Origin of the sequence: Dyadobacter tibetensis Y620-1, from assembly GCF_000566685.1 — a bacterium.
Classification (GTDB): domain Bacteria; phylum Bacteroidota; class Bacteroidia; order Cytophagales; family Spirosomataceae; genus Dyadobacter; species Dyadobacter tibetensis.
Genome location: NZ_AZQN01000002.1, coordinates 572876 through 596513, shown reverse-complemented (window position 1 = coordinate 596513; position 23638 = coordinate 572876). Strand labels below are relative to the sequence as shown.

Here is a 23638-nt window from a genome sequence, read left to right as displayed (position 1 = left end):
ATTTCCATAATTAATGAATACTTACAGATATTTATATTTGTTATTGGCGACGACGGTATTTTTTATTTCTTGTGAAGACAATGAAAATGTCGCTGGAGCGATTTATAAGGGACCGATAGAAGAGGTTCAAAATGTGGAGGTTCTTTATAGTGAAGAAGGGGAGCTTAAGGTTCAAATGCGTACCCCGAAGCAATTACGTTATCAGAACGATAATAAGGTATTTCCAGACACGGTCAATATTAATTTCTATAATCCTGAAGGGGCCATTATTACCAGATTAAGGGCCGACTCAGGACATTATAATAAGGGAGAAGATGTGTTCGTAGTGATTGGAAATGTTAGGGTGATGATGTCAGAGACGAATCAGTTACTGAGGACATCTGAATTAAAATGGAGCCCTAGAACGCAAAAAGTTTTTACAGACAGACCTTTAACGGTAAAAAATCATATAACCGGTGAAATTACTAAGGCGGTAGGTATGGATGCAGACCAGGACTTCTCGCATATCAAGTTCAGAAAAGGAACCGGTATTTACCGGTTCGAAGGAGCTCCTTAATTTTTGCAATTCTTCAATGCCTCATGAACAAATTCTGTAGGCGTATAACTGATGGTGTCCGATTTCCATTTCATATTTAAATAGCTGATAATTTCTGCAATTTCCAGATCAGTAAGCTTAGGGTTTCCAGGCATAGGTCGGTTTAATTCCCCAATCCCGGAACTCCCATTCTTGATAAGACAGGCTAGTCGGGCGTCATTCCCTAGAAGAGTCGACCCGGAAATGCTGGGGTAAAGCTGAGCCATACCGGCCCCGTCGTCCTGGTGGCAATTGGTACAATTGGCCTGATACAGCCTATGCCCCTCTACAAAATATTGCTCCTTCTTGAGTTCTTCTGTTGATTGGCAGGAAAAGCTGCCCCCAATAATGACCATTCCTATCACCATGGATTTGCTCATGGCTGTATAGTGCTTATTCATACTCCTTCTTCAAAACTTTTATATCCTTGATCAATTTCTGTGTTCCTTCTTCGGTAGTGCCGTCATACATTCCGCGCACATGCCGATCCTTGTCCACCAGAATAAAATAACCACCGTGAATATAGCCTCCTTCCGCAGTACTATCGGCTTGTGCAGGGGTCATGTAGAATTTCTGACCTATTTCATAAATGTCCTCTTTAGGCCCTGTCAGAAACCACCACTGATCTCCTGTAACGCCCAGATCTTTGGCAAAAGCATTTAGTACTTCTGGTGTATCATGATCCGGATCAATGGTATGCGAAAGTATTTTCAGTTGGGGATCGTCTTTGAACTCCTTATAGACCTTCAACATTTGCCGTTTCATAACCGGGCATATGGTTGGGCAAGAGGTAAAGAAAAAGTCAGCAACATAAATTTGATCCTTGACTGAAGCTTCGGAGATGGTATCGCCATTTTGATTAGCAAATCGAAATGAGGGAATTTGGTGATAAATTGTATCGACCACCTCTTTACCGTCAATGGTAGTAGTGGTCCAGTCCCGTTCGCCATATATTGGTAATTTATTACTTTCGGAATTGCAGGAACTAAGCAGGGTTGTGGCTGCCAGAGAGAGGGCAAAACTCACCGATCTCAGGGAAAAGGATGCTGTATGCTTCATTTTATAGGTCTAAATAGGATTTTACTTCTTCAAGATTTTTTTCAGTATTTTGCTTTAGTCTTGAAATCTTTTCTTTTTCACTTTCAAAATAAATAATGGCCTCTTTGGCTTTTAAATTTTTTGCAGAATCGCCATTAAAACGCTGCATCCATTGCATCATCTCTGCATCTGATTCGTCTAACTTACTATTGAGTTGGGTGAGGGTAAGTCGCTGCTGGGCTAGCTGGTTGTCGGCTATACCTTCATTTTCCAAGCTGTCAATGGTGGCCAATTCCTTATTAATACGCCCTTTCATGGTCATAATCTGATCCATATAGGCCATTACTTCGTCATGAATAGACAACACTTGTTGCTCTAATTCCTGAACCTGTTCTTTTTTTTGTGAACAGGAGGCCGTAATAAGGAACATGCATATCAAGTAAAAATATAGTTTCATACCAATGGGTTTTTAGATTATTTATTGAACTTCATCAATCATATCGCGGGCATTGCTGATTATGGATTCGGAAGGGTTATGCCCTCCAATCATTTGTGCAATTTCTACAATACGTTCCTCTCGGCTCAATTTTCTGATATTACTTACCGTCCTGTCCGCACTATGATCTTTATAAACAAAGTAATGGGCATGACCACTCGAGGCAATCTGATGCAAATGGGTAATGGCGATAATCTGATGTTTTTCCGCCATATTTAGCATCATTTTTCCCATCTTGATTGCAATTTCTCCTGAAACACCTGTATCTATTTCATCAAAAATAATGGTTGGTAACCTTCGCTTATCGGCCAATATATATTTGATTACCATCATAAGTCGGGAGAATTCGCCTCCTGAAGCCACTTGTCTTAATTCCTGTGGAACAATACCCTTATTGCCACTAAAGAGGAAAGCCACGGCATCTATGCCCATCGGTCCAGGCTCAATGGCCGCAATCTGAATGGAAAAAGATGCGTTGGGTATGCCCAAATCCTTTAACCGGTCAAGAATGATCTGCTCAATGGGTTTAACTACTTTTTTTCGCTGTTCCGAAAGCGTTTCGGCCATTTGCAGCATTTTTTTCTTTGCCTGATCTCTTTGTATTTCTGCTGTCTTAATGGCCTCATCCAGGTTAAGAACCGTATTTAGTTTTGCATCTAACTGTTGTTGAATAGTCAGAAGATCGGTTAGATTTGCTACCTGGTGTTTTTTTAATAAGGTATAGAGAATATTTAATCGCTCCTGCACCAATTCGGTACGTGACTGATCTAGATCAATATTCTGGTTAAACTGATCGATTTCATCGGCAATGTCACGGAGTTCGATCAAACAGCTTTGTGCTCTTTCTGCCAGTGGATTAAGTTCATTTACGAGTCTTCCGGCCTGATTCAATGCTACAACTGCAGCTTTTAAAGATTCAAGAGCCGAATTTTCCGGGTGCTCCAGATGTGTAAAGGCGAGGAGCAATTTTTCCTTTATTTCTACCGCATGTTCTAGAACCAGGAGCTCTTGTTCGAGTTGGCCTAGCTCGTCAGGAGCTATTTTTACTGCTTCGAGTTCCTGAAAGAGGAATTGGTCATAATCAAATTCCTTCCTAAGCTGGGCAGAACGTATCAAAAGCTCCTTAAACGCCTTTTCTTTTTCTCTATAGTCCTGATAGGCGGTCTTATAGTTTTTGAGATAGGACTCATTATTGCTGTAAGCGTCCAGAACTCTGAGCTGAAATTCGTTATTCCCGAGCTGAATGGAATCGTGCTGGGAATGGATATCCAGCAATTGATTACTTATTTTTCGAAGTGTATCGAGGTTAACCGGAGTATCGTTTATAAATGCCCGTGATTTGCCAGATACGGAAATTTCCCGGCGGACCAGGCACTCATTAGAAAAGTCTAGATTTTCCTCATCGAAGTAATCATTCATTTCGTATCCCGACAAGTTGAATGTTCCTTCAATCACACATTTTTCACGGGCATCGTAAAGTGATTTGACGTCGGCACGGTTTCCCATTAGCAAACCTATCGCACCTAGCATTATCGATTTTCCGGCTCCCGTTTCTCCCGTGATAATATTGAGCCCACCGTCTGGATTCATTTCCAGATGCTTAATTAAGGCGTAATTTTTAATGAGCAGGTTTGAAAGCATTTCTATTGTATGGCTAAGGGCGATTTAGAAATATTCCTGATATATAAATGCAGAATGCACTCACGAAGATAGCCAGTATAAAATCAATTCAGAAATAAAGAAGAAGGTACTTCTATGGAATATAAAGGCAGGAAGCGGGGTCAAGATGGCTCGAGCCTGTCATACAGGATTTCGTATAAATCTTTATCTGAAAAATGATGTTTATGTGTTCTTTGATCCGTGAGGGTGAAACCAGAAGCGTCTATTGCAGTAATATTACCATAAAAGGTATTACCGTTTCTGAGGACAACATGAATCATGCGGTTAGTAAGTGACTCAATGGAGGGGCGTAAGGTATGGCCAGCTATGCGAACAATTCTTTTACTCATCAACCTAATTATTAAGTTTCTGATAAAGCTGTGTTTTAGCAGGATCCAAGCTTGTAAGAAGACTATATGCTTCTTTCTTTTCGTCCTGGGTGCCCTCTAACATAATACGGTAGAGTTCGTCAGATTTGGCATCGAAGAAGGAATTAACGACGACATTAGCTTGATTCTGGCGAGCAATTGTATTGATTGTCCGAAGGGTTTCCAGGACCTTTTGCCGGGTAACCGTTGGCTTCTCAGTCGCTACGTCCAGCCCTAGCCGATAATATTCGTATAGGCCCTCCCGAAACGGAATAAATTGCTGGCTCATAAGGCTGTTTATCAATGCATAGCGATTTTTGGAATCTACATTTTCCCATCCCCGTTTGTTGGGAGAAGCATTCCGGGCCAGATTCACGATATTAAAAGCTTTTTGTAAATAAGGATTTCCTCCTAATCTGCTGAAAGAATCATAATCATAAGTAAGCGCCGTGTACGCATAAAATGCCAGTAAATAGGGGAGCTCTTCGGTATAGCTATTTTCGTTAAAATATAGTTGAGTACTCGGTAGGTAGTTGAACTTTACATTCTTATCAATAAAGGTTAGCAACACTGTTTCATAATTGCTATTGTATACCGGACGGGTAACGATCAATTGGGCGTTCGCTTCATAAGTACCCTGAGCAATTGAACTGGTCAAATTTAAATTCAGTTTGCATTTAATGCGTTCATCCTTCGAAAAAATGTCTTCCGTAAATTTATAAGTATTAAGGAAATCATTAATATAAGTCTGCAACTGATTCATACGCTGAGGATCGGTATTCTGTTGAGAAACCAATTGGTCGTAATTCACACTGACAGAGAACTGAAACGATTGGGAGTAGCCCTTGGAAAGGCCACTCAGGAGTAGCAATAGTATCAGGTAGCGTACTTTTTTCATAGTTGGGTCCACTTGCTTATCACGAGGTCGAGAATGTCACGGGCAACAGCCTGTTTTGACTTTAGCTCAAAATGGGTAATGTTTTTGTATTTATCAATAACGGTAATTTTATTGGTATCGTGTGTAAAACCAGCTCCAGGATCATTTAAAGAATTGAGAACGATCCAGTCCAAATCTTTTCTTTCTAATTTGCCCATGGCATTAATAAGCTCTTGCTCCGTTTCAAGCGCAAAACCTATTGTCAGCTGGTGCGGGCGCTTCCGAGTGCTCATTTCAGCCGCAATGTCTTTAGTTTTAGCCATTTCCATAACCAGAGTCCCCGAATTTTTTTTGATTTTCTGAGCAGCAACCTCCACAGGGGTGTAATCAGCAACAGCTGCTGCAAAAATTATTAATTCATGTGCTTCAAACTCAGCTGAGACAGCCTCATACATGTCGGCCGCTGATGTTACTGGAATCACTCGAATGGAGGCGTTTTCGGCCTGAATGGACACGGGGCCACTCACAATGGTAACTAATGCGCCGGCATTGGCGAAGGCCTCTGCAAGGGCATATCCCATTTTACCGGTAGAACGGTTGCTAATATATCGTACAGGATCTAATGCTTCCATGGTGGGGCCTGCCGTTATCAATACACGCCTACCACTCAGGCTGGGGATAAAAGTAAAGTGTTGGATAAGCTGACTAATAATAAACTCCGGCTCCGCTAGTCGTCCATCGCCAACGAGCCCGCTGGCTAGCTCGCCATACCCGGCAGGAATCAGTTTGTTGCCATAGGATTGCAGCTTCAGCAAGTTTTCCTGGGTAGAAGGATGGTGGTACATATCCAGATCCATTGCCGGTGCAACATAAACTGGACAGCGAGCGGATAAGTAAATAGCGCTGAGCAGATCGTTACAATATCCTTGGGCAAAAGCTGAAATAGTTTTAGCCGTTGCGGGGGCAACCACTATCAGATCGGCCCATAGGCCTAGTTCTACATGGTTGTTCCAGGATCCTGTTGATCCTTCTATAAAACTGCTGAGTACTGGCCGCTTGGAGAGGGTTGCCAAGGTGAGGGGAGTAATAAAATCCATGGCTGCTGTGGTCATCACCACCTGTACCTGTGCACCCTGTTTAACTAGCAGGCGGACGAGCAGGGCAGACTTGTAGGCAGCTATACTGCCCGAAACACCAAGCAGAATTTTTTTTCCGGCCAAAGGAGAGTCATTTGATATAGCCACTGATCAATGATTTTTAGCTGTAGGTTCGGTTACGGCCCCACAGTATGGATACAACAAAGCCAGTCATGGCTTCCTTTGGGGGATGATCACGACTGGCTATATTCGTTTGAGAGGCTTATTCCTCTGTATTCTCGCGGTATGCATGGTAGGTCTTTCCTTCCATAAACTCGTCTATAGAAATGCTACCTGCTTTAGGCATTCTTTCGTAAAATTTGGATATTTCGATCTGCTCTCTGTTTTCAAAAACTTCTTCCAGATTGTCTACTCCCGAAGCAAATTCAGCCAATTTGTTATTTAGCTCTTCCTTCATTTTACTGGAGATCTGACGTGCTCTCTTAGAAATGACCGAAACAGATTCGTACAGGTTCCCCGTTACGTCGGCAATTTTGTCTGTGTCGCGGGTAATGATTGATGGATTCGTTGCCATACTGGTATCTTTGCTAAAGTTGATTTTCTTAATAAATAATTAGGTTGGCCATTAGCGCGTTGGGCCTTTGGCGGTAGTTGGAGCGGATAACTTCGTTGGATTCTTGCTTGGGTCGCCCTGCTCTTCCTTGGTTTTTCGATTTTTTTCTTCTATTTCGGCAATGCTCGCCAGTTGTTTCTGACTGTCTTCAAACATTTTCTCTGCTTCTTTGCCATATTTAGTCTGAGGATATTTATCTACCATTTGATTGTAGAATTTTATCACATCCTGATAACGTTCCTTCTGCTTAAGCAACTGGTCCAGAGTATAATTGAGACTATTAGTTGCCAGCCCATATTGCGCATCAACCTTCAAAAAAGTTAGCTCTTCATTATACTTAGAATCGGGGAAGTCTTTACGAAAGTTCTCTATTGAGATCACCGCCGACTTCAAGGACATCATATTGAAATCACTGATCTTGTGATAGAGTTTGGCCTTTTCATAAGCTTTAAGCTCCAGTTTATCCCGGAGTTCAAGAATAAATCGGGTACATTCTTCTCTGAATTCGCTATCAGGATAGGTATTTATGAAATCCTGGAGAGCGGAAATTGCCGTAAAAGTGCTGGTCTGATCTAAGTTATGTGGAGCCGAGTCCTTATAAAGCGAGTAAGCATGCATATAGTAAGCCTCCTGGGCAAAATCGCTACGTGCATACGTATCGTAAAATTTCTTGAAAAGAAATTGACTGGTATTATACAATCCTTGCTGATACTGGGTATAAGCGTAATAGAACTGCGCCATTTCTGATTCGGTACTACCTTTCAGAATAGGAATGAGCTCCTCGAAAAGTATGCCTGCCTTATAAAAGTCACCTTTCTTATAATAGGTTACAGCCGCATCATACTTTTCTTGATCCGTACCTGTTTTCTGTAATTTAGAAAACTTACCGCAGGAACTTAGAATTAAGACAGTGAGTAGGAGTATACTTATACTCTTAAAAGCGTTTTTTAGCATATAAAGGCAAAGGTAATAAAAAAAGCAACACCATCCATAACGGTGGTGTTGTCAAAATAGTGTTTGCTTATATTCATTGTTGGTGCCGAATGAGCATTTTTTTGGTGGCAACCTTTTTCCCGTCCAAGGAGAGTTGATAAAAATAAAGTCCAGTGGGCATTTCCCGTGTATTGACTCTGATTTTCCGTTCCGATTTCTTTAGATCATATTCCTGCATCTGCGTGCCTAGGATGCTGTAAAAAATTACTTTCGCCTCGCGAACACCTGGTTGGATGGTGAAATCTAATTCGGCATACTCGCTAGCAGGATTGGGATATATATTCGATACGGTAATTTTTTCATTTGAAAATAACTGCTCCTCAGCTTTGGCAGTAAGCTCCATACTTGCCGGTTTACGTTCTACACTTTTTTCAGGCAATTCAGTGCCCAGAACTGATCCCCGCTCAGATTCTATGGAGCCAGAAAACAAGATTCTGTAGAAGCTATTTAACGCCTTAGGCTTCTGGAGAGATAGTGGTTTATAATCCATAGGAGCCGGGCCACTATAAAATTTGATATCTTCAATGGTCGACGACTTCTTGTTAGTTCCCAAGTGAAGCCTGCTGCCATTTTGGGCTGTCTGCGCATAAGCAAATTGACCAATTATAGCAGTGATTAATAAAGTGTATAGTATATTTTTTTTCATAGGTATTCATGGATCTTAGTATTCCGGTTACAAATTACTTTGCATGCACGCTGAATCGTACAAAAATATAGAGAACTTATTGTAAAATCAAAACATATTGTGTAAATGGCGATATTTATTTTTTCTTAAAAAATATCGTGCCATAGTGTTCGATTTTATTGGATTTTTATTCGATTTTCCAACTCGCTTTTTCTAAGGTCGGTTTTTCATTTATTCTCCAGCTAAATCCTTCTAATTGGCGTTCGGTAGGGACAATTTTTGAAGGAGGTATAAGCCGACCGTCAGGTTTGCCAATAAAAGCGATTCTATGAACCTGATTGTTAACAAATAACAAATTCATTTTGCCACATATCACCCGGTTAAGGCCAATCATCTTTTGCTTATCGTCTATGGCATAATAGGCGCTCTCCCCGTTTCCGTCCACCAGGACCTGTTTTAATTTATTTTGTTCTTCAAAATAAGCATTAATTGTTCTGCCCTTTACTTGGTTATGTTGTTTTACCAGGGTGTCCTCAGTGATAACGAATGAATGCCCTTTTAATAACATTCTATTAATTTCATTATTTACTAAAAAGGCACTGATCGTATCGGCCTCCATCTGGGATGTAGTATTACTCCACAAGATGGGTTTTTTAAAGAATTTGATCACTGAATCTGCCGTATCGTAAAATATGGAGTCGCACTGCCCTTGAAAGTCCGTTTTGTATATGAATACATTTTTATTGCCAATTAATTTCCGCGTACTATCGGCTGCATTATCGAAAGAATAAAGGGTGTCTGCACGAATGTATAAGGTGTCGTCGGCTACGAGGTTCCTGATATAGGCATGGCCATATATTTTAGATTCTCCCTTTTCCTTGTTGTAAAAGCCTTGGTCGCCATTCAGGATGGTTTTGTCCTTTTTGGCTATTATCACAACATCTCCTTTTCCTATGCCATTATTGGTCTTACCATCGACAAAAATAGAGTCGGCTGTCAATGTATAGGTTTCATTATCAACCGTGGTACGTGTACTAAATTCCGATTGATTAGAAACAGTGTTGTAACGTCCTCTGGTGGCCAGTACTGTTCCGTCCTTATTGACAATTTTACTCGGCCCTCTAAAATCACTCCATTTAGTGATGGAATTATAAAAGAGGGTATCCGTGGTCAAGGTATATTTCTTATTGACTAATTTGACTTTTGAGTAATAGGTGAATTCTTTCGTCCTTGTATTATATAGTCCTTCATTACTTGTCAAAACGTCTTCTTCGTCCACTGTTCTTCCTGGCACTTTATAATAAGCCAAGCCGGCACCCATGTCATACTCCATTTTTCTTGTAGTAAGGGTCCTTTTTTTGTCCTTTAAAACAGTTCTTTTTCCACTCACGATGGCCAGACGGGTATTACCATAGTAGAAGAGAGTATCTCCGGTAATGGTAATCGTATCACCTTGGACAATTTTAACATTTCCATAGGCTTCGATTAGATTACTGGTAATATTTTGAACGGCTAAATTGCTATACATCAGAGCGCCTTTATGTCTGAAAGTTCCATTAGTAACCTTTCTCATTTCTACCCCATTTTCATTAATGAGTTCAAGTTCGTCAGATTTTATAATTTCAACTTTATCTTCGGTTTGGTCGATCCCCTGAGCCATTGCCCTGAAGGCTGTCCCAAGTATCAATAGAGTCAGCATGCCTGCAAATCCTGATACTTTGATTAACATGACGCTGAATAGTTTAATATTGTGGCAAGTTTTTATATGAAAATTTTGCATTTATTTCTTTTCTGTTCCAGTAACTTTGGTATTTACTCAAGTCACCAGATGGCAGGAGTGCCGAATTTCTGTTGAATGAGGCTCAAAATTACATCAAATACGAATGATTGAGGTATGCTGGATGCTTTTTTAACGTTTATTAACCAATTCGAGCCTAAACTTTCCGAGCGTCCGACTATTGTAGCGAGCAGCGGGGGCATAGATTCCATGGTATTGCTAGACCTAATGGCTAGGGCAGGGCTCCCGGTTGTGGTAGCACACTGCAATTTTGGGCTGCGAGGACAGGCCTCCATAGATGATGAGAGCTTTGTTCGGTCGAAAGCCAAAGCTTATGGATTTCCCTTCACTTCAATCCAGTTTGATACCAAGGGAACTGCAAAAAAACTTGGTGTTTCAACCCAAATGGCTGCACGGTCCCTGCGGTATAATTGGTTCGAAGAAATAAGACGTAAGGAGGGGGGCAACTGGATCGCTACGGCTCATCACCTCAACGATTCCCTGGAAACAACTTTGCTCAATCTTACCCGTGGAACCGGAATTGAAGGTCTAAAAGGTGTGCCTGTAGTCAATGGTGCAGTAATACGCCCCTTGTTGTTTGCAGAGCGGAAGGAGATTGAAGCCTATGCCGCGAAGCATCAAATAGCCTGGGTGGAAGATATTTCCAATGCCTCTCTGGATTATGGACGAAACCTGATAAGACACCGGGTAGTTCCGGTTTTGCAGTCGCTGAACCCTGCATTAGAAGCCGGATTTAAACGCTCCTCGGAAAGGCTTCGCTCGGCCAATACACTGCTGGAAGAATATCTTGACGATTGGGCCCGACAAACGATATGTAAAATCTCCGAAGGTGTTTCAATCAGTTATGCTAGAATGTGGGACAGTACGGAACCACTTTACCGTCTTTGGTATTTGTTGCAAGCATACGGTTTTTCTTATGCTCAGATGCCTGCTATTTTAGAGGCAAGTAAGTCGGAGCCTGGAAGAAAATTTTATTCGGACACTCACTGTATTTTGGCAGACAGGCAGATGTACATAGTTCAGGAAAGGGCGGGGTTAATAGTTTCCGATGCTGTGGTAATTGAAAAGATTACGGACAAAGTTAGTTTAGAAACGGGGCTATTAGAAATGTATAGGATGCCCGTCTCTTCTGAATTTTCAGGGAAACGGGATGCGCGTGTTATTTATTTTGATGTCGATATTCTTCATTGGCCTCTCTGTGTGCGTCCTTGGAAGCAAGGTGACCGTATAAAGTCGTTTGGAATGGAGGGGAAGTCCCAAAAAGTCAGTGATCTTTTAATCGACCGTAAGTTAAATCGTTTTGAAAAGGGGAAGGTTCAGGTTCTGACGGATTCAGATGGTCAAATCTTATGGGTTATCGGATTGAGAAGCTCGGAATTAGGGAAAATCACCGGGGCTACGAAGGTAATGCTCAAGTTGAAATTTACTCCCAAACGAGACTAAACTGAACAAAAACAGCAAAAGCCCGAACTGTATAATTCGGGCTTTTGTGATAGGATCTAAAATATTATGCAAATAGCTTGCCCAGGGAGGTGTTGAATAGCTCCTGAGCTTGTGCTGAAGCAATGACCTCTACGCCATCGACAACAAAATTTTCCTTGGTAACTTTTCCTAAAAGCGAATGAGGAGTTTTTAATGTCTCGCCCAGGAGTCGCTGAAAAGCACCCTGTTGGCCTGGCTTGACGCTCACTATTACACGGCTTTGAGCCTCACCGAATAGATATGCATCTTTTCTGAAATTTTGGTCAGTGGAAATTTCAAAGCCAAGATTATTGGGTAAGGCTGATTCGGCCACGGCAACAAATAGGCCCCCATCCGAAACATCATGAATAGATACTGCTAGTTTCTGGCCTATGATTTGTTTTACCGACTCCTGTAGGGCGTGTTCTTCATCAAGATCAAACGCGGGTGCTGGCGATTTCTTTTCTCCCCGGAAGCTATACAGGTATTCCGATGAGGCGATATCATTTTTGGGCGCTCCCACCAGATAGATAAGGTCGCCTTCCTCTTGAAAGGCCAGGGAAGTCTGACGAGAAGGGTCTTCAACGAGACCGATCATACCGATGGTTGGTGTTGGGAAGACAGGGCCGTCATCTGAACTCTGATTGTAGAAACTTACATTACCCCCTGTTACTGGGGTGGCAAATTTGATACAGGCTTTACTCATTCCTTTAACGGCCTCTACGAATTGCCAGTAAACTTCGGGTACGTAAGGGTTTCCGAAGTTTAGGTTATTGGTTACTGCCAAAGGCTCTGCTCCCGAACAAACCAGGTTTCTAGCCGCTTCAGAAACGGCGATCTGGGTCCCGACAAATGGATCTGCATTTACGTAACGACTGTTGCAGTCGACCGTCATTGCGATAGATTTGTCATAGTTAGGGCGCTTAGCATCCCGGATACGTACTACAGCAGCGTCAGAGGGTGCATTAGTTGTGCGGGTGGCTGTGCCCACCATAGAGTCGTACTGTTGAGAAACCCATTGACGAGAGCAAATATTGGGGTGGGAAAGTAGATGATGCGCAACCGCAGCGATCTCGTCACCATCAACATCTTTTACCGTATTGATATCGAATTTTTTAAATTCCTGAAAATAAGCTGGTTCGGTATATTCCCTGTGGTACTGGGGAGCACCTCCACCTAGCACAAGGTCATGGGCAGGAACATCCGCAATCATTTCTCCGTGTTGGAAGAAATGTAGACGCTTGCTGTCGGTAACCTCACCAATTTGTACACAGTGTAAGTCCCATTTATCAAAAATGGCCTGGATATTTTCTTCTTTTCCTTTTTGTACTACCACCAGCATTCGTTCTTGGGACTCGGAAAGGAGTATTTCCCAGCCATGCATATTGGCTTGACGAGTGGGGACTTTATCTAAGTCGATGATCATACCAAATCCATCCTTGGCACTCATTTCTGAGGTAGAGCAGATGATTCCAGCTGCACCCATATCCTGAATACCGATTACATCGCCGGTAGCAATGATTTCAAGTGTGGCTTCTAAGAGTAACTTTTCCATAAATGGATCACCTACCTGTACAGCAGGAAGTTTCTCATTGGATTTGTCGGTGATATCCTCAGAGGCGAAAGTAGCCCCATGAATACCATCCTTACCGGTTGCAGACCCCACAATATAAACAGGGTTGCCAACTCCATATGAGGTAGCTTTGGCAACTTTTCCAATTTCCACGATACCAGCAGAAAACGCATTGACCAGCGGATTGGTATTATAAGATTCGTCGAAGAACAATTCACCACCCACGGTTGGGATTCCAAATGCATTGCCGTAATCGCCGATTCCTTTTACAACACCCTTTACCAACCATTTTGTTTTGGCAAGTTCAGGATTTCCAAATCGAAGGGAGTTAAGCTGAGCAATAGGGCGAGCCCCCATGGTAAATATGTCCCGATTGATTCCGCCGACGCCCGTAGCGGCACCCTGATAGGGTTCCAAAGCAGAGGGGTGGTTATGCGACTCTATTTTAAAGCTACAAGCCAGTCCATCTCCTATGTCTACCAAGCCGGCATTTTCTTCCCCTGCCTTGGCGAGCATACGATCACTATCTTTGGGCAGTGTCTTAAGCCAGACGATAGAATTCTTATATGAACAGTGTTCCGACCACATTACCGAGAAGATACTGAGTTCAGTGAAGTTGGGGGTACGACCTAGAATGTCCTTAATTTTATCAAATTCTTCGGGTAATACGCCAAGTTTGCGGGCCGTTTCGACGGTAGGGAGGGCGTTGCCATCCTGTATTTCGGTATTTGACACTATCATTGATGGTTTAACTGGGAATGGTTTAAAGACGAAATTTAGTATAACGCCTATTATTATGGCGCAAAATTAAGCTTTTAGAATAAGAGAAACGATATTCAAATAAAATTTCTCTAAAAGTATTGTAAATTAAAAATCAATTACTACCTTTGCCCCACGTTAAGCAAAAGGCTTGACGGTTCGACTTAAAGAGAGATGGCAGAGTGGTCGATTGCGACGGTCTTGAAAACCGTTGACTGTAACAGGTCCGGGGGTTCGAATCCCTCTCTCTCTGCAAAGTGCCTATACAGCTTGTATGGGCACTTTTTTTATGCTTGACACTCTATTTGCTACTTTTTTGGATCAACTTTCAGGCTGGGGGGGGCTAAGTTTAAGTTGCAAAACTTGTGGAGAGTCTAGGATTAATTTTCGCTTGTATTCCAACTCATTAGTCAATCCTCTCCAAATTACCCATTCTGATTTTACGGGAATAAACTGAAATAATCTATTTATTAAACCATGTCACCCATTCTGGGTATGCACGGATAAGGGTCGACTATCGACTGCCAACAGCCAACCGATTATGCCCTACAGCATTCTTCAGCCCGGTTAGGGGTTGCATCTATCATTACCTATTCTTACAGTCCCAAAAGGGCGGTTTTTATTTCTGCAGGTGTAACGGCAGAGCATGTTTTAGTTACATATTGAGTATTTCTCCTTAGACAACAATATTACTTCGCCGTCGCATCAGTTTTAAATATAGAACGTGTCATTTATATATGCAACAATGTTGCATTTGATATTGAATTGCCTATATTTGCAACATCGTTGCATTGGGTGTACTAAAAGATAAGTAGCAAATTGAAATTATTCTAAAGGTTTAAAACCGATATGGCAGAGAAAACGAAACTACCCGTGACTGTTTTGAGCGGATTTTTAGGTGCGGGAAAAACTACTTTACTGAACCACATCTTGCATAACAAGGATGGGCTGAAAGTAGCCGTCATTGTAAACGATATGAGCGAGGTAAATGTGGATGCGAGACTGGTGGAAAATGAAAACACGCTTTCCCGAACCGAAGAAAAACTAGTGGAAATGAGTAATGGCTGTATCTGCTGCACACTTCGTGAAGATTTGATGATAGAGGTACAAAAGTTGGCCCTAGAGGGGCGCTTTGATTACCTGTTGATTGAAAGTTCAGGGATAAGCGAGCCCGTACCTGTTGCACAAACTTTTTCTTTTGTAAGCGACGAAAACGGAATAGACCTTTCTCGTTTCAGCTATATTGATACAATGGTTACGGTGGTAGATTGCTTTAATTTCTTTAAGGACTTCGGCACCGACGAACTATTGCAAGACCGCTACCTAACCGATTTGGAAGACGATTACCGTACCATTGTAAATTTGTTGACCGATCAAATCGAATTTGCAAATGTCATTATATTGAACAAAACTGACCTTGTGGATGAAAAAACAGTTGGGCTTTTAAGGGCAGCTATTCACAAACTGAATCCAGGGGCGAAAATAATTGCTTCGATATTTGGTAAAGTTTCACCCACCGAGATTTTGAATACCAAAATATTTGACTTTGAAGAAGCCCAAAATTCGGCAGGCTGGCAAAAAGAATTGCAGATAGAAAGTCATACACCCGAAACCGAAGAATATGGCATTAGTTCTTTTGTATTTCGTAATCAAAAACCATTTCACCCTGATCGGTTTTGGCACTACTTAAATGAAGAATACCCAAGTGGAATTATCAGGGCTAAAGGTTTATTTTGGTTGGCTTCACGACCGAATGATGCCCTTAATTTTTCACAGGCAGGCGGTTCTTCAAGATTGGAAAGGGCAGGTGTTTGGTGGTGTAGTATGCCATTTGACGAAAGAATGAAATACGATTCATTTGCTCAGAATAAAGATCTTATTGAGAGTCGTTGGAATAAGCAATGGGGCGACCGTATGAATGAACTCGTTTTTATAGGACAGGATATTGATAATGAGCAAATGATTGCCGATTTGGAAAAATGTTTGTTGCACGACAACGAGCAACTTTTGTTTGACAAAAAAATAGGGTTTAACGACCCATTTCCAAAAGACATATGAGTTTTCAGGTCATTTTAATCCAATAATAATGATAGAAGTTTTTACAACAAATGTCCAAGGGAAAGCCCAGGCAGAACGCATTTTAGGAATTCTTAGCCATAGTTTTCCAACATTGAAAATTAATTTTGATTTAAGTGAAACCGTTTTGCCATATCCTTGTGGACATTCCATTTTACGAGTTGAAGGCACTACAATAAATTCTGAAAAAATAATAGCAGTTTTAAGGCAATCAGGGCTGATATGCGAAATTTTAGAAAATAAAGTCTGCAATTAATTTATATAATCTATGGCTGAATTTTGGGAAGAAGCTTTTAAGGATAAACTGGAAATGTGGGGCTTTGAGCCTGCAAAATCTGCGGTACTGACCAAAAATTTCTTCGTGGAAAAGGGCATACGAAATATTCTCATTCCAGGGATCGGTTACGGACGAAATGCACATATTTTCAAGGAGAGCGGAATTGAAGTTACAGGAATTGAAATTTCAAAAACGGCGATAGCGTTGGCTAGTAAACATTACGGTACAGATATAACTATTTATCAGGGTTCTGTAACGGATATGCCTTTTGACAATAAGCAATATGATGGTGTTTTTTGCTATGGTTTGATTTATTTATTAGATAGCCACGATAGAATAAAACTTATTTCTGATTGCTATAATCAATTATCCGAAAATGGCTATATGATCTTTACGGCTGTTACGAAAGAAGCTCATATTTACGGACAAGGAAAGCAAATAGGGCAAGATCGATTTGAAATGTTTGGCGGTGTTCAAATATTCTTTTATGACAAAGAAAGCATTCAGCAAGAATTTGGGAATTCAGGATTGTTTGAAATTACAGAAATAACTGAAAACTATCCTTTCTATTTAATAAAATGCCGAAAGGGAGACACCAAAAAATATGAGGACCAATTTAACACGTAGAGAAATCATTAAACATGGTGGATTTACTTTATCCGCATTGGCTTTGACCTCTACTCTAACATCTTTTAAAAAATTTAATCTTATGACAGACAGTAAAAATTTTGATGTAATCATCATAGGTGGAAGTTATGCCGGGCTTTCCGCTGGAATGGCATTGGGACGGGCATTACGGAATGTTTTAATCATTGACAGTGGATTACCCTGCAACCGGCAAACACCACATTCGCATAACTTCATTACTCAAGATGGAGAATCACCGAGCGTAATTGCAGATAAAGCCAAGGCACAGGTTTTGAAATACGACAGCGTAAAATTTATTAACGGACTTGCTGTTAATGGAAAGAATACTAATAGCGGTTTTGAAATCACTATAAATACAGGCGAAGAATTTACAGCCAAGAAACTGATTTTCGCAACAGGCTTAAAAGACATTATGCCTGATATAAAGGGCTTTAAGGAATGTTGGGGCATTTCCGTTATCCATTGTCCGTATTGCCATGGTTACGAAGTGAGAAAAGAAAAGACAGGTATCTTGGCCAATGGTGATTTTGCTTACCATTATGCCCAGCTCATTCGTAATTGGACCAAAGACTTAACCATTTTTACCAACGGAAAGTCTTCATTTACACAAGAACAAGCCGATAAAATCGCCAAACACAATATACCGGTAATTGAAAAAGAAATTGCTTACCTCCACCACGAAAACGGTAATGTTCAGCATATCGTTTTCAAAGACCATACAACCTTTGAACTAAAAGCAATCTATTCACGACCCATTTTTGAACAACATTGTAAAATCCCCGAAATCTTAGGTTGCGAAGTGACAGAACAAGGTTATATCAAAGTGGATATGTTTCAGAAAACAACCTTAACAAACGTTTTTGCTTGTGGTGACAATACCCACCCGATGCGTTCCGTAGCCAATGCTGTGGCAACAGGAGGAGTTGCAGGTGCAATGGTAAACAACGGAATGACAGAGGAAGAGTTTGACTAAAAAAGTTTATCGACTCCGTTAAATATCGCTCTTGTTAAAACTTAGCTCATGGATTGAGGCTCAGGCTCGCTTGATTTCAATTCTTTAAACAGCGGATCAACATTTCCTGGGAGCTTGATTCCGGTTTGGACATTGCAGGTCTTGTTTAGATTTTGCTAGAAAAATACAGCTGTCGAAGTCAAGAGAAGTAGTTAATCACCTAGGAGCATACTTTTAACTTTTCCCTTCCTTCAGCTTAAAATCATATGCGATTTGACCACGTAGTTTGTGAGACCCGGCTTTTCTTTAATTTTCTATAACACAGCGTACCCTTTGGTTCGACTTTTTTAGATGAATAAACATATTGTCTATTTATTAAATCTAAATACGTTATGAACTTTATCAATCAAGACATTCAAAAGATCATTGAAGCCTGCTCTGACTGTGCTGTCAGCTGTAGTAATTGCGCTAGTTCCTGTTTACAAGAGGAAAATGTGGCCGATATGGTTACCTGCATACAACTCGATTTAGAATGTGCCGCCCTATGTAGAAGTACAGCGGAATTATTGAGCTTAGGCAGTGGCTTCAGTGCTCATTTATGTAGAATTTGTGCAGATGCCTGTGTAGCCTGTGCCACTGAATGCGAAAAACATGCGGAAATGGGAATGGAACATTGCCGCCGGTGTGCTCAAGCCTGCCGTAATTGTGCCCAGGCATGTGAGGAAATAGCCACAGCCGAATAATTATGGTGATGACCGTTGCCAACTCTCTTACCGAAGACTTCCTGTCATAGAGGGAGTTGGTAGCTTACTTTTGAAACTGTAAAGTATTATGGAAAATCTATTTTTTACCAGTTGGGAGAGTCTTATACGAACTTTTATCATCTGTATTTTAGCATATTTCTCTCTCGTTATGATGCTGAGGATATCCGGGAAAAGAACGCTTTCTCAGATGAAAGAGTTTGATTTTATAGTCACTGTAGCCCTAGGATCAACGTTAGCTACGGTTTTATTGAGTAAAGATGTAGCCCTTGCCGATGGGACCTTTGCCCTGGCGCTACTAATTTCTCTGCAATATATTCTGGCAACAGCATCGGTTCGTTCCAAGTCCTTCGCCCGGCTAATCAGTTCGGAACCTACTTTGGTATTGTATCGCGGCAGATTTTTAAAGGATGCGCTCATAAAAGAAAGAGTTACTGAGGATGAAATACGATCGGTCCTAAGAAGTCAGGGAGTAAAGTCCATTGCCAATATAGAGGCAGTTGTGATGGAATCGAATGGAACCTTTACCGTGGTAGCCGAAGGAAGCTTGACGGATCCCGATTCGCCATTGGCAAATGTTGGCAAGGAGGGGGCTAACCCCTCTTGATGACATAAATCTCTTTTCTCCACCATTTTAGTAATATTTTAGTTTCCCGTTTTCCTCGCATCGGCTTTTTGCTTCCACAAGGCCTTTGACTACTTATCCTATCCTGATTCTGAAAGTTAATGTTAATAAATTGTTGTTTCAGGAATTCTACTTCGGTTTCTGATACCCTAATCTCTTGTTGATACCTCATTGCAATTTCTTTATTTGCAACAAAGTTGCAAATAAAGAAATAACCTGTTTTATTTGCAACAATGTTACATGTATAGGGTCTTTAACCGATAGTACAAATTAGGAAATGAAAGGAATTATAACCTATATAATGCTGATGTCGGGCCTAGCTCTAGAACCGGATAATGTATTTGGTCAGAAGCTATCAGGTAGGGTTGAGGACCAGAAGGGGAATCCGTTGAAGGGAGCCACAATTGCCTTGTTGCCTGCCAATCTGATGACCATAAGTGACTCCAATGGACGATACAGTTTGGAAGGGGTTGTAAAGGGTAAGCATACCTTATATATTACATTTGTTGGTTTAGTACCGATACGTTACCCGGTGGTAGTTGGATCCGCAGACCTTGTTTTACACCCCTTGGTAATGACAGAAGAAGTAAGACTATTACAAGAAGTGCGTATAAAGAAACCAGGTACACCGTATCCTGGAAATAAGAGTCCTCTCAGTAACAATCTGGTAGATAGGGATTATTTAATGAGTAATCTGGGGGGCAGTCTGATGCAATCCATGGAGAAACTCCCTGGTATTAAAGCAATCAGCATTGGCTCAGGAAACGCCAAACCGTTAATCAGAGGATTAGGGTTTAATCAGATAGTGGTCATTGAGAACGGAATACGCCATGAGGGACAGCAGTGGGGTGCTGACCATGGCCTGGAGATAGATCAATTTAGTGTGGGGAAGGTTGAGATAATCAAAGGTCCATCCTCATTTTTATATGGCTCCGAGGCGATTGGTGGTGCTGTGAATATAGTAGCACCTCCAGTACCTGCCCTTAAATCTGTGGGCGGCGCTTTAACCTCAATAGGTAAATCGAATAACGGATTGTATGGGGGTTCATTTAATCTGTATGCTAGGCAATCGCATTTTTTCGTCGATGCCAGGATAACCTGGCAGGGCTATGGCGATTACCGAGTACCAACAGATACCACTTTTGTTTATGACTATGCAGTGGCTTTGAAAAAAAACCGGATTAGAAATACGGCGGGGACGGAACAGGGGCTACATCTTCGATCGGGTTGGATTTCGGAATCCTACCAATCGATATTCCAGGTAAGTAAGACGTATAGTAATAGTGGTTTTTTCGCTAACGCACATGGTCTCGAGCCCAGGAATGTAGATACGGAAGTTCATGATCGCTTTACCAGAGATATTCTGCTTCCCTCCCAGCGTGTTTCACATTTTAAAATAATTAATCAAAGCGAAATTGGCATAGGGAAGGATTTCCTGAATTTGGAACTAGGTTATCAACGCAATTATAGGCAGGAACATAGTCAGTACGTTAACCATGGATTTATGCCTCCACGATACCCTGTTGCGCAACCAGGAGATCAAAATCTGGAGCGAGAATATGACAAGACCGTTTGGTCAGCCAATCTGAAGACAAATTTAGAACGTGGCCGGCATAGGGTAACTATTGGAACGAGCGGTGAAAGGCAACAAAATACAATTGGCGGTTGGGGATTTTTAATCCCATCCTTTTCTCAGTGGACAGCCAGTTTTTTCGCCTTTAATCAGATAACTTTCAATAAGCGGCTCTCAATTCAGAATGCCATGAGATTTGATTATGGCAGCATAACCATTCAGGAGTATAAAGATTGGTTTAAGTCATATCCCGAAAGTGGGGAAGGAGATTATTTGACACGTGCAAATTCTATATCACGGACCTTTAAGAGTCTCAACTGGTCTCTTGGCTTATCCTATACGCGAGAATCAGTTTTTCTCAAAGTAAATGCGGGCACAGGCTTCCGAATGCCAATTGCCAAAGAACTTGCTGCCAATGGAGTTAACTATCATTATTTTAGATACGAAAAAGGAGACTCAACCCTGTCAGCAGAAAAATCCATTCAGCTAGATTTGGGAATCGGCTTTAGGGGGAAAAAGCTATCTCTTGAATTAACACCATATTTTAATTTTTTTCCCAATTACATTTATCTTAATCCTAGTCCGGCACATGATTATTATTATGGGGCTGGTAATCAGGTGTTTAATTATGCCCAAAGTAGAGTGATGCGGTATGGATCGGAACTACAGGTTAAATATAATATTTTGCAATCCTTGAGGATCAGTCTGGCCGGAGAATATCTATATACCCGGCAGCTATCGGGTGCTAAGCAGGGGTATGCCCTTCCTTTTTCGCCTCCAACCACAGCATTAGTCAGGGTTCGTTACAGTCCGAAATGGGATGCTTTTAAGGACCCTTATTTTACTTTGGATTATAGACTTACATCTCCCCAGGATCGGATCGTCCCTCCTGAACAACGGACTCCTGGCTACCAGTTATTTAGTTTTTCAGCCGGGGGTAAGTTTAAAATGAAACATCAGTTTGTTGCCTTGAGCCTCCAGGTTCAAAATCTGTTAAATACCCGTTACTTAAACCATTTAAGTTTTTACCGATTAATTGGATTGCCGGAACAGGGACGTAACCTTATTCTTTCAGCTACCATTCCATTTGAATGGAAAAAAAAGGGTTAGGGTAATTGATCAACCATAGAGGGGAGCTTTGGCTACCTAATTCATAAATATTTTTTTAACCCGAAATCGGCAGCCCTGCAGGTTCGTTTATATTCAAATTATGCTTAATATTTTACAAAAAATTTGCGCATGCTTAGCAATTGGTCTTTTGGTTACGGGGTGTGAAAAAAATATACCCGATATAGATACCGTGTATCCCGTTATTGAAACGGATGGCACTAACTCTTTCCCGGTGCAATGTAGTAGGGTCAAACGAGGAGAACCATTTGTTTTTAAGGCCACTTTTTCTGACAACAGGCAATTGGGGGCATTTAGCTTGGATATTCATCATAATTTTGATCACCACACGCACAGTACCGAAGTAAGCAATTGTCAGACAGACAAAGTGAAGGTTCCCAAAAATCCCTTTTTGTTTATCAAGAGCTTCGATATTCCTGCGAATCTTACCCGCTTCGAAGCCTCTCAGCAGATTGATATTCCCGCCGATATTGATCCGGGAGATTATCATTTTTTGATACGTTTAACGGATCAGGAAGGGTGGCAGACCATTAAGGGGATAAGCTTTAAAATTGAGTAATCCTTTTTTATTAAAAAGTTGTCATTCAGAGCTCTCCTCGCTTGTTCAACCAGCAAATCTACGCACGTCGATAATGGGGCAAACAAATGGCTACACAGGGTTTTTTAATTTAGTTTCAATTTATCAATATATCATTACCCATCATGAAAATTCAAAAAAATGTACTTCTTCTTTTACTTATTTTCTTAGGGATGTTCAGCTCTTGCAGCGAAGATTCGGAACCGGTACTACCCATTCCATCCATTGAGAATGTGGAGGTTGGGCTTAATAATAATGAAATAGGGGTCATAGGAAGAGATTTTCACCTAAATGCCGACGTGATTGCCGGAGAGAAAATCGATTTGGTACGGGTAAGTATCCTGCCCTTGAGCGGAGAGCAATACGCCAGTCCCTGGCAATTTGAACTCGTCTGGGAGCAATATAAGGGAACCAAAAACAGCAATATTCACAAGCACTTCACAATCCCTGAAACTGCTGTTGAAGGAAAATATCAATTCATAATACTCATTACAGACGAGAATGGAACTGAATTGGAGGTAGTTCGTGGAATTACCCTATATACTCCTGAAAACCTGCCCGTTGATCCCCAATTAAATTCCTTTTTAATTTCGAATCCTGATAATAATAGATATGCATATAATTATCAGAAGGCGACAGGAGATGGACTGATAAAATTAGGCGAAACTCTGATAGGTCAGGTTTCCATAAAGAATGTTAAAGGTAGTGGTAAAATGTATGTAGTCTTAATCAATAAAAAGCATAATCATCGACCCGAATCTATTGCGGCTATAGACTTTTCAAAAACAATAGTTTGGAAAGTTTCGGAACACGTTGATTTTCCTACCTCCAGAAGCTTTAGCAACACGGTTTTTAATACTAGTGTTTCTCCTCCTACAGTCATTTGGCCAACTTTAACCATTGGGGCTGAGAATGATAATAATCTTCCGGTTGCTAACCCGGTTACTGGAATGAAAAGTTGGGAACTAGGCGATTATTATGTTGGTATGTTATACCAGAATACGACCTATAATATTAGTTTATTCCATTATACGGATGTTAAATTAACGGAGTAGCGGACAAAGGAATTATCAGTAGAACAAAGGAAAAA

23 protein-coding genes and 1 tRNA gene are annotated in these 23638 nt (G+C 41.1%); 12 read left to right on the top strand and 12 right to left on the bottom strand.

Annotation, left to right across the window (positions count from 1 at the left end):
* Positions 1-13 precede the first annotated feature (13 nt).
* Complete coding sequence (lptC, locus tag X939_RS0106150; protein WP_025762388.1) at positions 14-556, top strand: LPS export ABC transporter periplasmic protein LptC; 543 nt, start codon at positions 14-16, stop codon at positions 554-556.
* On the opposite strand, the gene X939_RS0106145 is transcribed toward lptC, so the two are convergent.
* The 11 genes from X939_RS0106145 to X939_RS0106095 all read right to left on the bottom strand — a co-directional run bounded on the left by X939_RS0106145 (position 553) and on the right by X939_RS0106095 (position 10069).
* Positions 553-975 carry a c-type cytochrome gene (locus X939_RS0106145; RefSeq protein WP_229236008.1) on the bottom strand — a complete coding sequence of 141 codons (423 nt, stop codon included), beginning with the start codon at positions 973-975 and terminating at the stop codon, positions 553-555. The two genes, lptC and X939_RS0106145, sit on opposite strands and share 4 nt — an antisense overlap.
* Complete coding sequence (locus tag X939_RS0106140; RefSeq protein ID WP_025762386.1) at positions 968-1633, bottom strand: SCO family protein; 666 nt, start codon at positions 1631-1633, stop codon at positions 968-970. The genes X939_RS0106145 and X939_RS0106140 overlap by 8 nt, the downstream gene beginning before the upstream one ends.
* Before the next feature lies 1 nt (position 1634).
* Entirely contained in the window at positions 1635-2069 is a 435-nt protein-coding gene (locus X939_RS0106135) for a hypothetical protein (RefSeq protein WP_025762385.1), read from the bottom strand.
* A gap of 21 nt (positions 2070-2090) precedes the next feature.
* Complete coding sequence (gene recN / locus X939_RS0106130; RefSeq protein WP_025762384.1) at positions 2091-3749, bottom strand: DNA repair protein RecN; 1659 nt, start codon at positions 3747-3749, stop codon at positions 2091-2093.
* Between the two features lie 140 nt (positions 3750-3889).
* Positions 3890-4117, bottom strand: coding sequence for a hypothetical protein (locus X939_RS0106125; RefSeq protein ID WP_025762383.1), 228 nt, complete (start codon positions 4115-4117; stop codon positions 3890-3892).
* Positions 4118-4121: 4 nt separating this feature from the next.
* Positions 4122-5033, bottom strand: a complete 912-nt coding sequence (gene porD / locus X939_RS0106120) for a type IX secretion system protein PorD (RefSeq protein WP_025762382.1) — start codon at positions 5031-5033, stop codon at positions 4122-4124.
* Positions 5030-6256, bottom strand: a complete 1227-nt coding sequence (gene coaBC / locus X939_RS0106115) for a bifunctional phosphopantothenoylcysteine decarboxylase/phosphopantothenate--cysteine ligase CoaBC (RefSeq protein WP_229236007.1) — start codon at positions 6254-6256, stop codon at positions 5030-5032. Before coaBC ends, porD begins: the two co-directional genes overlap by 4 nt.
* Positions 6257-6371: 115 nt before the next feature.
* The gene (locus X939_RS0106110) at positions 6372-6683 is read right to left on the bottom strand and encodes a DNA-directed RNA polymerase subunit omega (protein WP_025762380.1); all 312 of its coding nucleotides are present in this window, start codon (positions 6681-6683) and stop codon (positions 6372-6374) included.
* 51 nt (positions 6684-6734) lie between these two features.
* Complete coding sequence (locus X939_RS0106105; protein WP_025762379.1) at positions 6735-7676, bottom strand: outer membrane protein assembly factor BamD; 942 nt, start codon at positions 7674-7676, stop codon at positions 6735-6737.
* A 73-nt stretch (positions 7677-7749) separates the two neighbouring features.
* Entirely contained in the window at positions 7750-8361 is a 612-nt protein-coding gene (locus tag X939_RS0106100; protein WP_025762378.1) for a T9SS type A sorting domain-containing protein, read from the bottom strand.
* Between the two features lie 166 nt (positions 8362-8527).
* Entirely contained in the window at positions 8528-10069 is a 1542-nt protein-coding gene (locus X939_RS0106095) for an OstA-like protein (RefSeq protein WP_025762377.1), read from the bottom strand.
* Between the two features lie 165 nt (positions 10070-10234).
* On the opposite strand from X939_RS0106095, the gene tilS reads away from it, so the two are divergent.
* The gene (gene tilS, locus X939_RS0106090; protein WP_025762376.1) at positions 10235-11581 is read left to right on the top strand and encodes a tRNA lysidine(34) synthetase TilS; all 1347 of its coding nucleotides are present in this window, start codon (positions 10235-10237) and stop codon (positions 11579-11581) included.
* A 64-nt stretch (positions 11582-11645) separates the two neighbouring features.
* Here the strand turns inward: tilS and purL are convergent, their stop codons facing one another.
* Positions 11646-13907, bottom strand: a complete 2262-nt coding sequence (gene purL / locus X939_RS0106085) for a phosphoribosylformylglycinamidine synthase subunit PurL (protein ID WP_229236006.1) — start codon at positions 13905-13907, stop codon at positions 11646-11648.
* A 192-nt stretch (positions 13908-14099) separates the two neighbouring features.
* Here purL and X939_RS0106080 point away from each other — a divergent pair.
* The 10 genes from X939_RS0106080 to X939_RS0106030 all read left to right on the top strand — a co-directional run bounded on the left by X939_RS0106080 (position 14100) and on the right by X939_RS0106030 (position 23603).
* Positions 14100-14184: transfer RNA gene (locus X939_RS0106080), tRNA-Ser, on the top strand.
* Positions 14185-14780: 596 nt separating this feature from the next.
* A complete protein-coding gene (locus tag X939_RS0106075) occupies positions 14781-15989 on the top strand; it encodes a GTP-binding protein (RefSeq protein WP_025762374.1) in 1209 nt (402 codons plus the stop codon).
* A gap of 28 nt (positions 15990-16017) precedes the next feature.
* Positions 16018-16263, top strand: a complete 246-nt coding sequence (locus X939_RS23280) for a hypothetical protein (protein ID WP_084299326.1) — start codon at positions 16018-16020, stop codon at positions 16261-16263.
* Positions 16264-16275: 12 nt separating this feature from the next.
* On the top strand, positions 16276-16911 hold the full coding sequence (locus X939_RS0106065) for a class I SAM-dependent methyltransferase (RefSeq protein WP_025762373.1): 636 nt from the start codon (positions 16276-16278) through the stop codon (positions 16909-16911).
* Positions 16912-16993: 82 nt separating this feature from the next.
* A complete protein-coding gene (locus X939_RS0106060) occupies positions 16994-17905 on the top strand; it encodes an NAD(P)/FAD-dependent oxidoreductase (protein WP_025762372.1) in 912 nt (303 codons plus the stop codon).
* 371 nt (positions 17906-18276) lie between these two features.
* A complete protein-coding gene (locus X939_RS0106055; RefSeq protein WP_044198529.1) occupies positions 18277-18627 on the top strand; it encodes a four-helix bundle copper-binding protein in 351 nt (116 codons plus the stop codon).
* An 88-nt stretch (positions 18628-18715) separates the two neighbouring features.
* On the top strand, positions 18716-19252 hold the full coding sequence (locus X939_RS0106050) for a DUF421 domain-containing protein (RefSeq protein ID WP_025762370.1): 537 nt from the start codon (positions 18716-18718) through the stop codon (positions 19250-19252).
* Positions 19253-19547: 295 nt separating this feature from the next.
* On the top strand, positions 19548-21953 hold the full coding sequence (locus tag X939_RS0106040; RefSeq protein WP_025762368.1) for a TonB-dependent receptor: 2406 nt from the start codon (positions 19548-19550) through the stop codon (positions 21951-21953).
* Positions 21954-22053: 100 nt separating this feature from the next.
* Entirely contained in the window at positions 22054-22530 is a 477-nt protein-coding gene (locus X939_RS0106035) for a DUF4625 domain-containing protein (protein WP_025762367.1), read from the top strand.
* 143 nt (positions 22531-22673) lie between these two features.
* Positions 22674-23603 carry a DUF4625 domain-containing protein gene (locus tag X939_RS0106030; RefSeq protein WP_025762366.1) on the top strand — a complete coding sequence of 310 codons (930 nt, stop codon included), beginning with the start codon at positions 22674-22676 and terminating at the stop codon, positions 23601-23603.
* Positions 23604-23638 lie beyond the last annotated feature (35 nt).

Bases quoted from the DNA above. Each gene is read 5' to 3' on its own strand.
- X939_RS0106050 (WP_025762370.1), top strand. From the start codon at position 18,716: ATGGAAAATCTATTTTTTACCAGTTGGGAGAGTCTTATACGAACTTTT.
- X939_RS0106060 (WP_025762372.1), top strand. From the start codon at position 16,994: ATGACAGACAGTAAAAATTTTGATGTAATCATCATAGGTGGAAGTTAT.
- X939_RS0106065 (WP_025762373.1), top strand. From the start codon at position 16,276: ATGGCTGAATTTTGGGAAGAAGCTTTTAAGGATAAACTGGAAATGTGG.
- X939_RS0106055 (WP_044198529.1), top strand. From the start codon at position 18,277: ATGAACTTTATCAATCAAGACATTCAAAAGATCATTGAAGCCTGCTCT.
- X939_RS0106075 (WP_025762374.1), top strand. From the start codon at position 14,781: ATGGCAGAGAAAACGAAACTACCCGTGACTGTTTTGAGCGGATTTTTA.
- X939_RS0106125 (WP_025762383.1), bottom strand. From the start codon at position 4,117: ATGAGTAAAAGAATTGTTCGCATAGCTGGCCATACCTTACGCCCCTCC.
- X939_RS23280 (WP_084299326.1), top strand. From the start codon at position 16,018: ATGATAGAAGTTTTTACAACAAATGTCCAAGGGAAAGCCCAGGCAGAA.
- recN (WP_025762384.1), bottom strand. From the start codon at position 3,749: ATGCTTTCAAACCTGCTCATTAAAAATTACGCCTTAATTAAGCATCTG.
- X939_RS0106035 (WP_025762367.1), top strand. From the start codon at position 22,054: ATGCTTAATATTTTACAAAAAATTTGCGCATGCTTAGCAATTGGTCTT.
- X939_RS0106140 (WP_025762386.1), bottom strand. From the start codon at position 1,633: ATGAAGCATACAGCATCCTTTTCCCTGAGATCGGTGAGTTTTGCCCTC.
- X939_RS0106135 (WP_025762385.1), bottom strand. From the start codon at position 2,069: ATGAAACTATATTTTTACTTGATATGCATGTTCCTTATTACGGCCTCC.
- X939_RS0106145 (WP_229236008.1), bottom strand. From the start codon at position 975: ATGAATAAGCACTATACAGCCATGAGCAAATCCATGGTGATAGGAATG.
- porD (WP_025762382.1), bottom strand. From the start codon at position 5,033: ATGAAAAAAGTACGCTACCTGATACTATTGCTACTCCTGAGTGGCCTT.
- X939_RS0106105 (WP_025762379.1), bottom strand. From the start codon at position 7,676: ATGCTAAAAAACGCTTTTAAGAGTATAAGTATACTCCTACTCACTGTC.
- tilS (WP_025762376.1), top strand. From the start codon at position 10,235: ATGCTGGATGCTTTTTTAACGTTTATTAACCAATTCGAGCCTAAACTT.
- X939_RS0106095 (WP_025762377.1), bottom strand. From the start codon at position 10,069: ATGTTAATCAAAGTATCAGGATTTGCAGGCATGCTGACTCTATTGATA.
- X939_RS0106110 (WP_025762380.1), bottom strand. From the start codon at position 6,683: ATGGCAACGAATCCATCAATCATTACCCGCGACACAGACAAAATTGCC.
- X939_RS0106100 (WP_025762378.1), bottom strand. From the start codon at position 8,361: ATGAAAAAAAATATACTATACACTTTATTAATCACTGCTATAATTGGT.
- X939_RS0106030 (WP_025762366.1), top strand. From the start codon at position 22,674: ATGAAAATTCAAAAAAATGTACTTCTTCTTTTACTTATTTTCTTAGGG.
- X939_RS0106040 (WP_025762368.1), top strand. From the start codon at position 19,548: ATGAAAGGAATTATAACCTATATAATGCTGATGTCGGGCCTAGCTCTA.
- lptC (WP_025762388.1), top strand. From the start codon at position 14: ATGAATACTTACAGATATTTATATTTGTTATTGGCGACGACGGTATTT.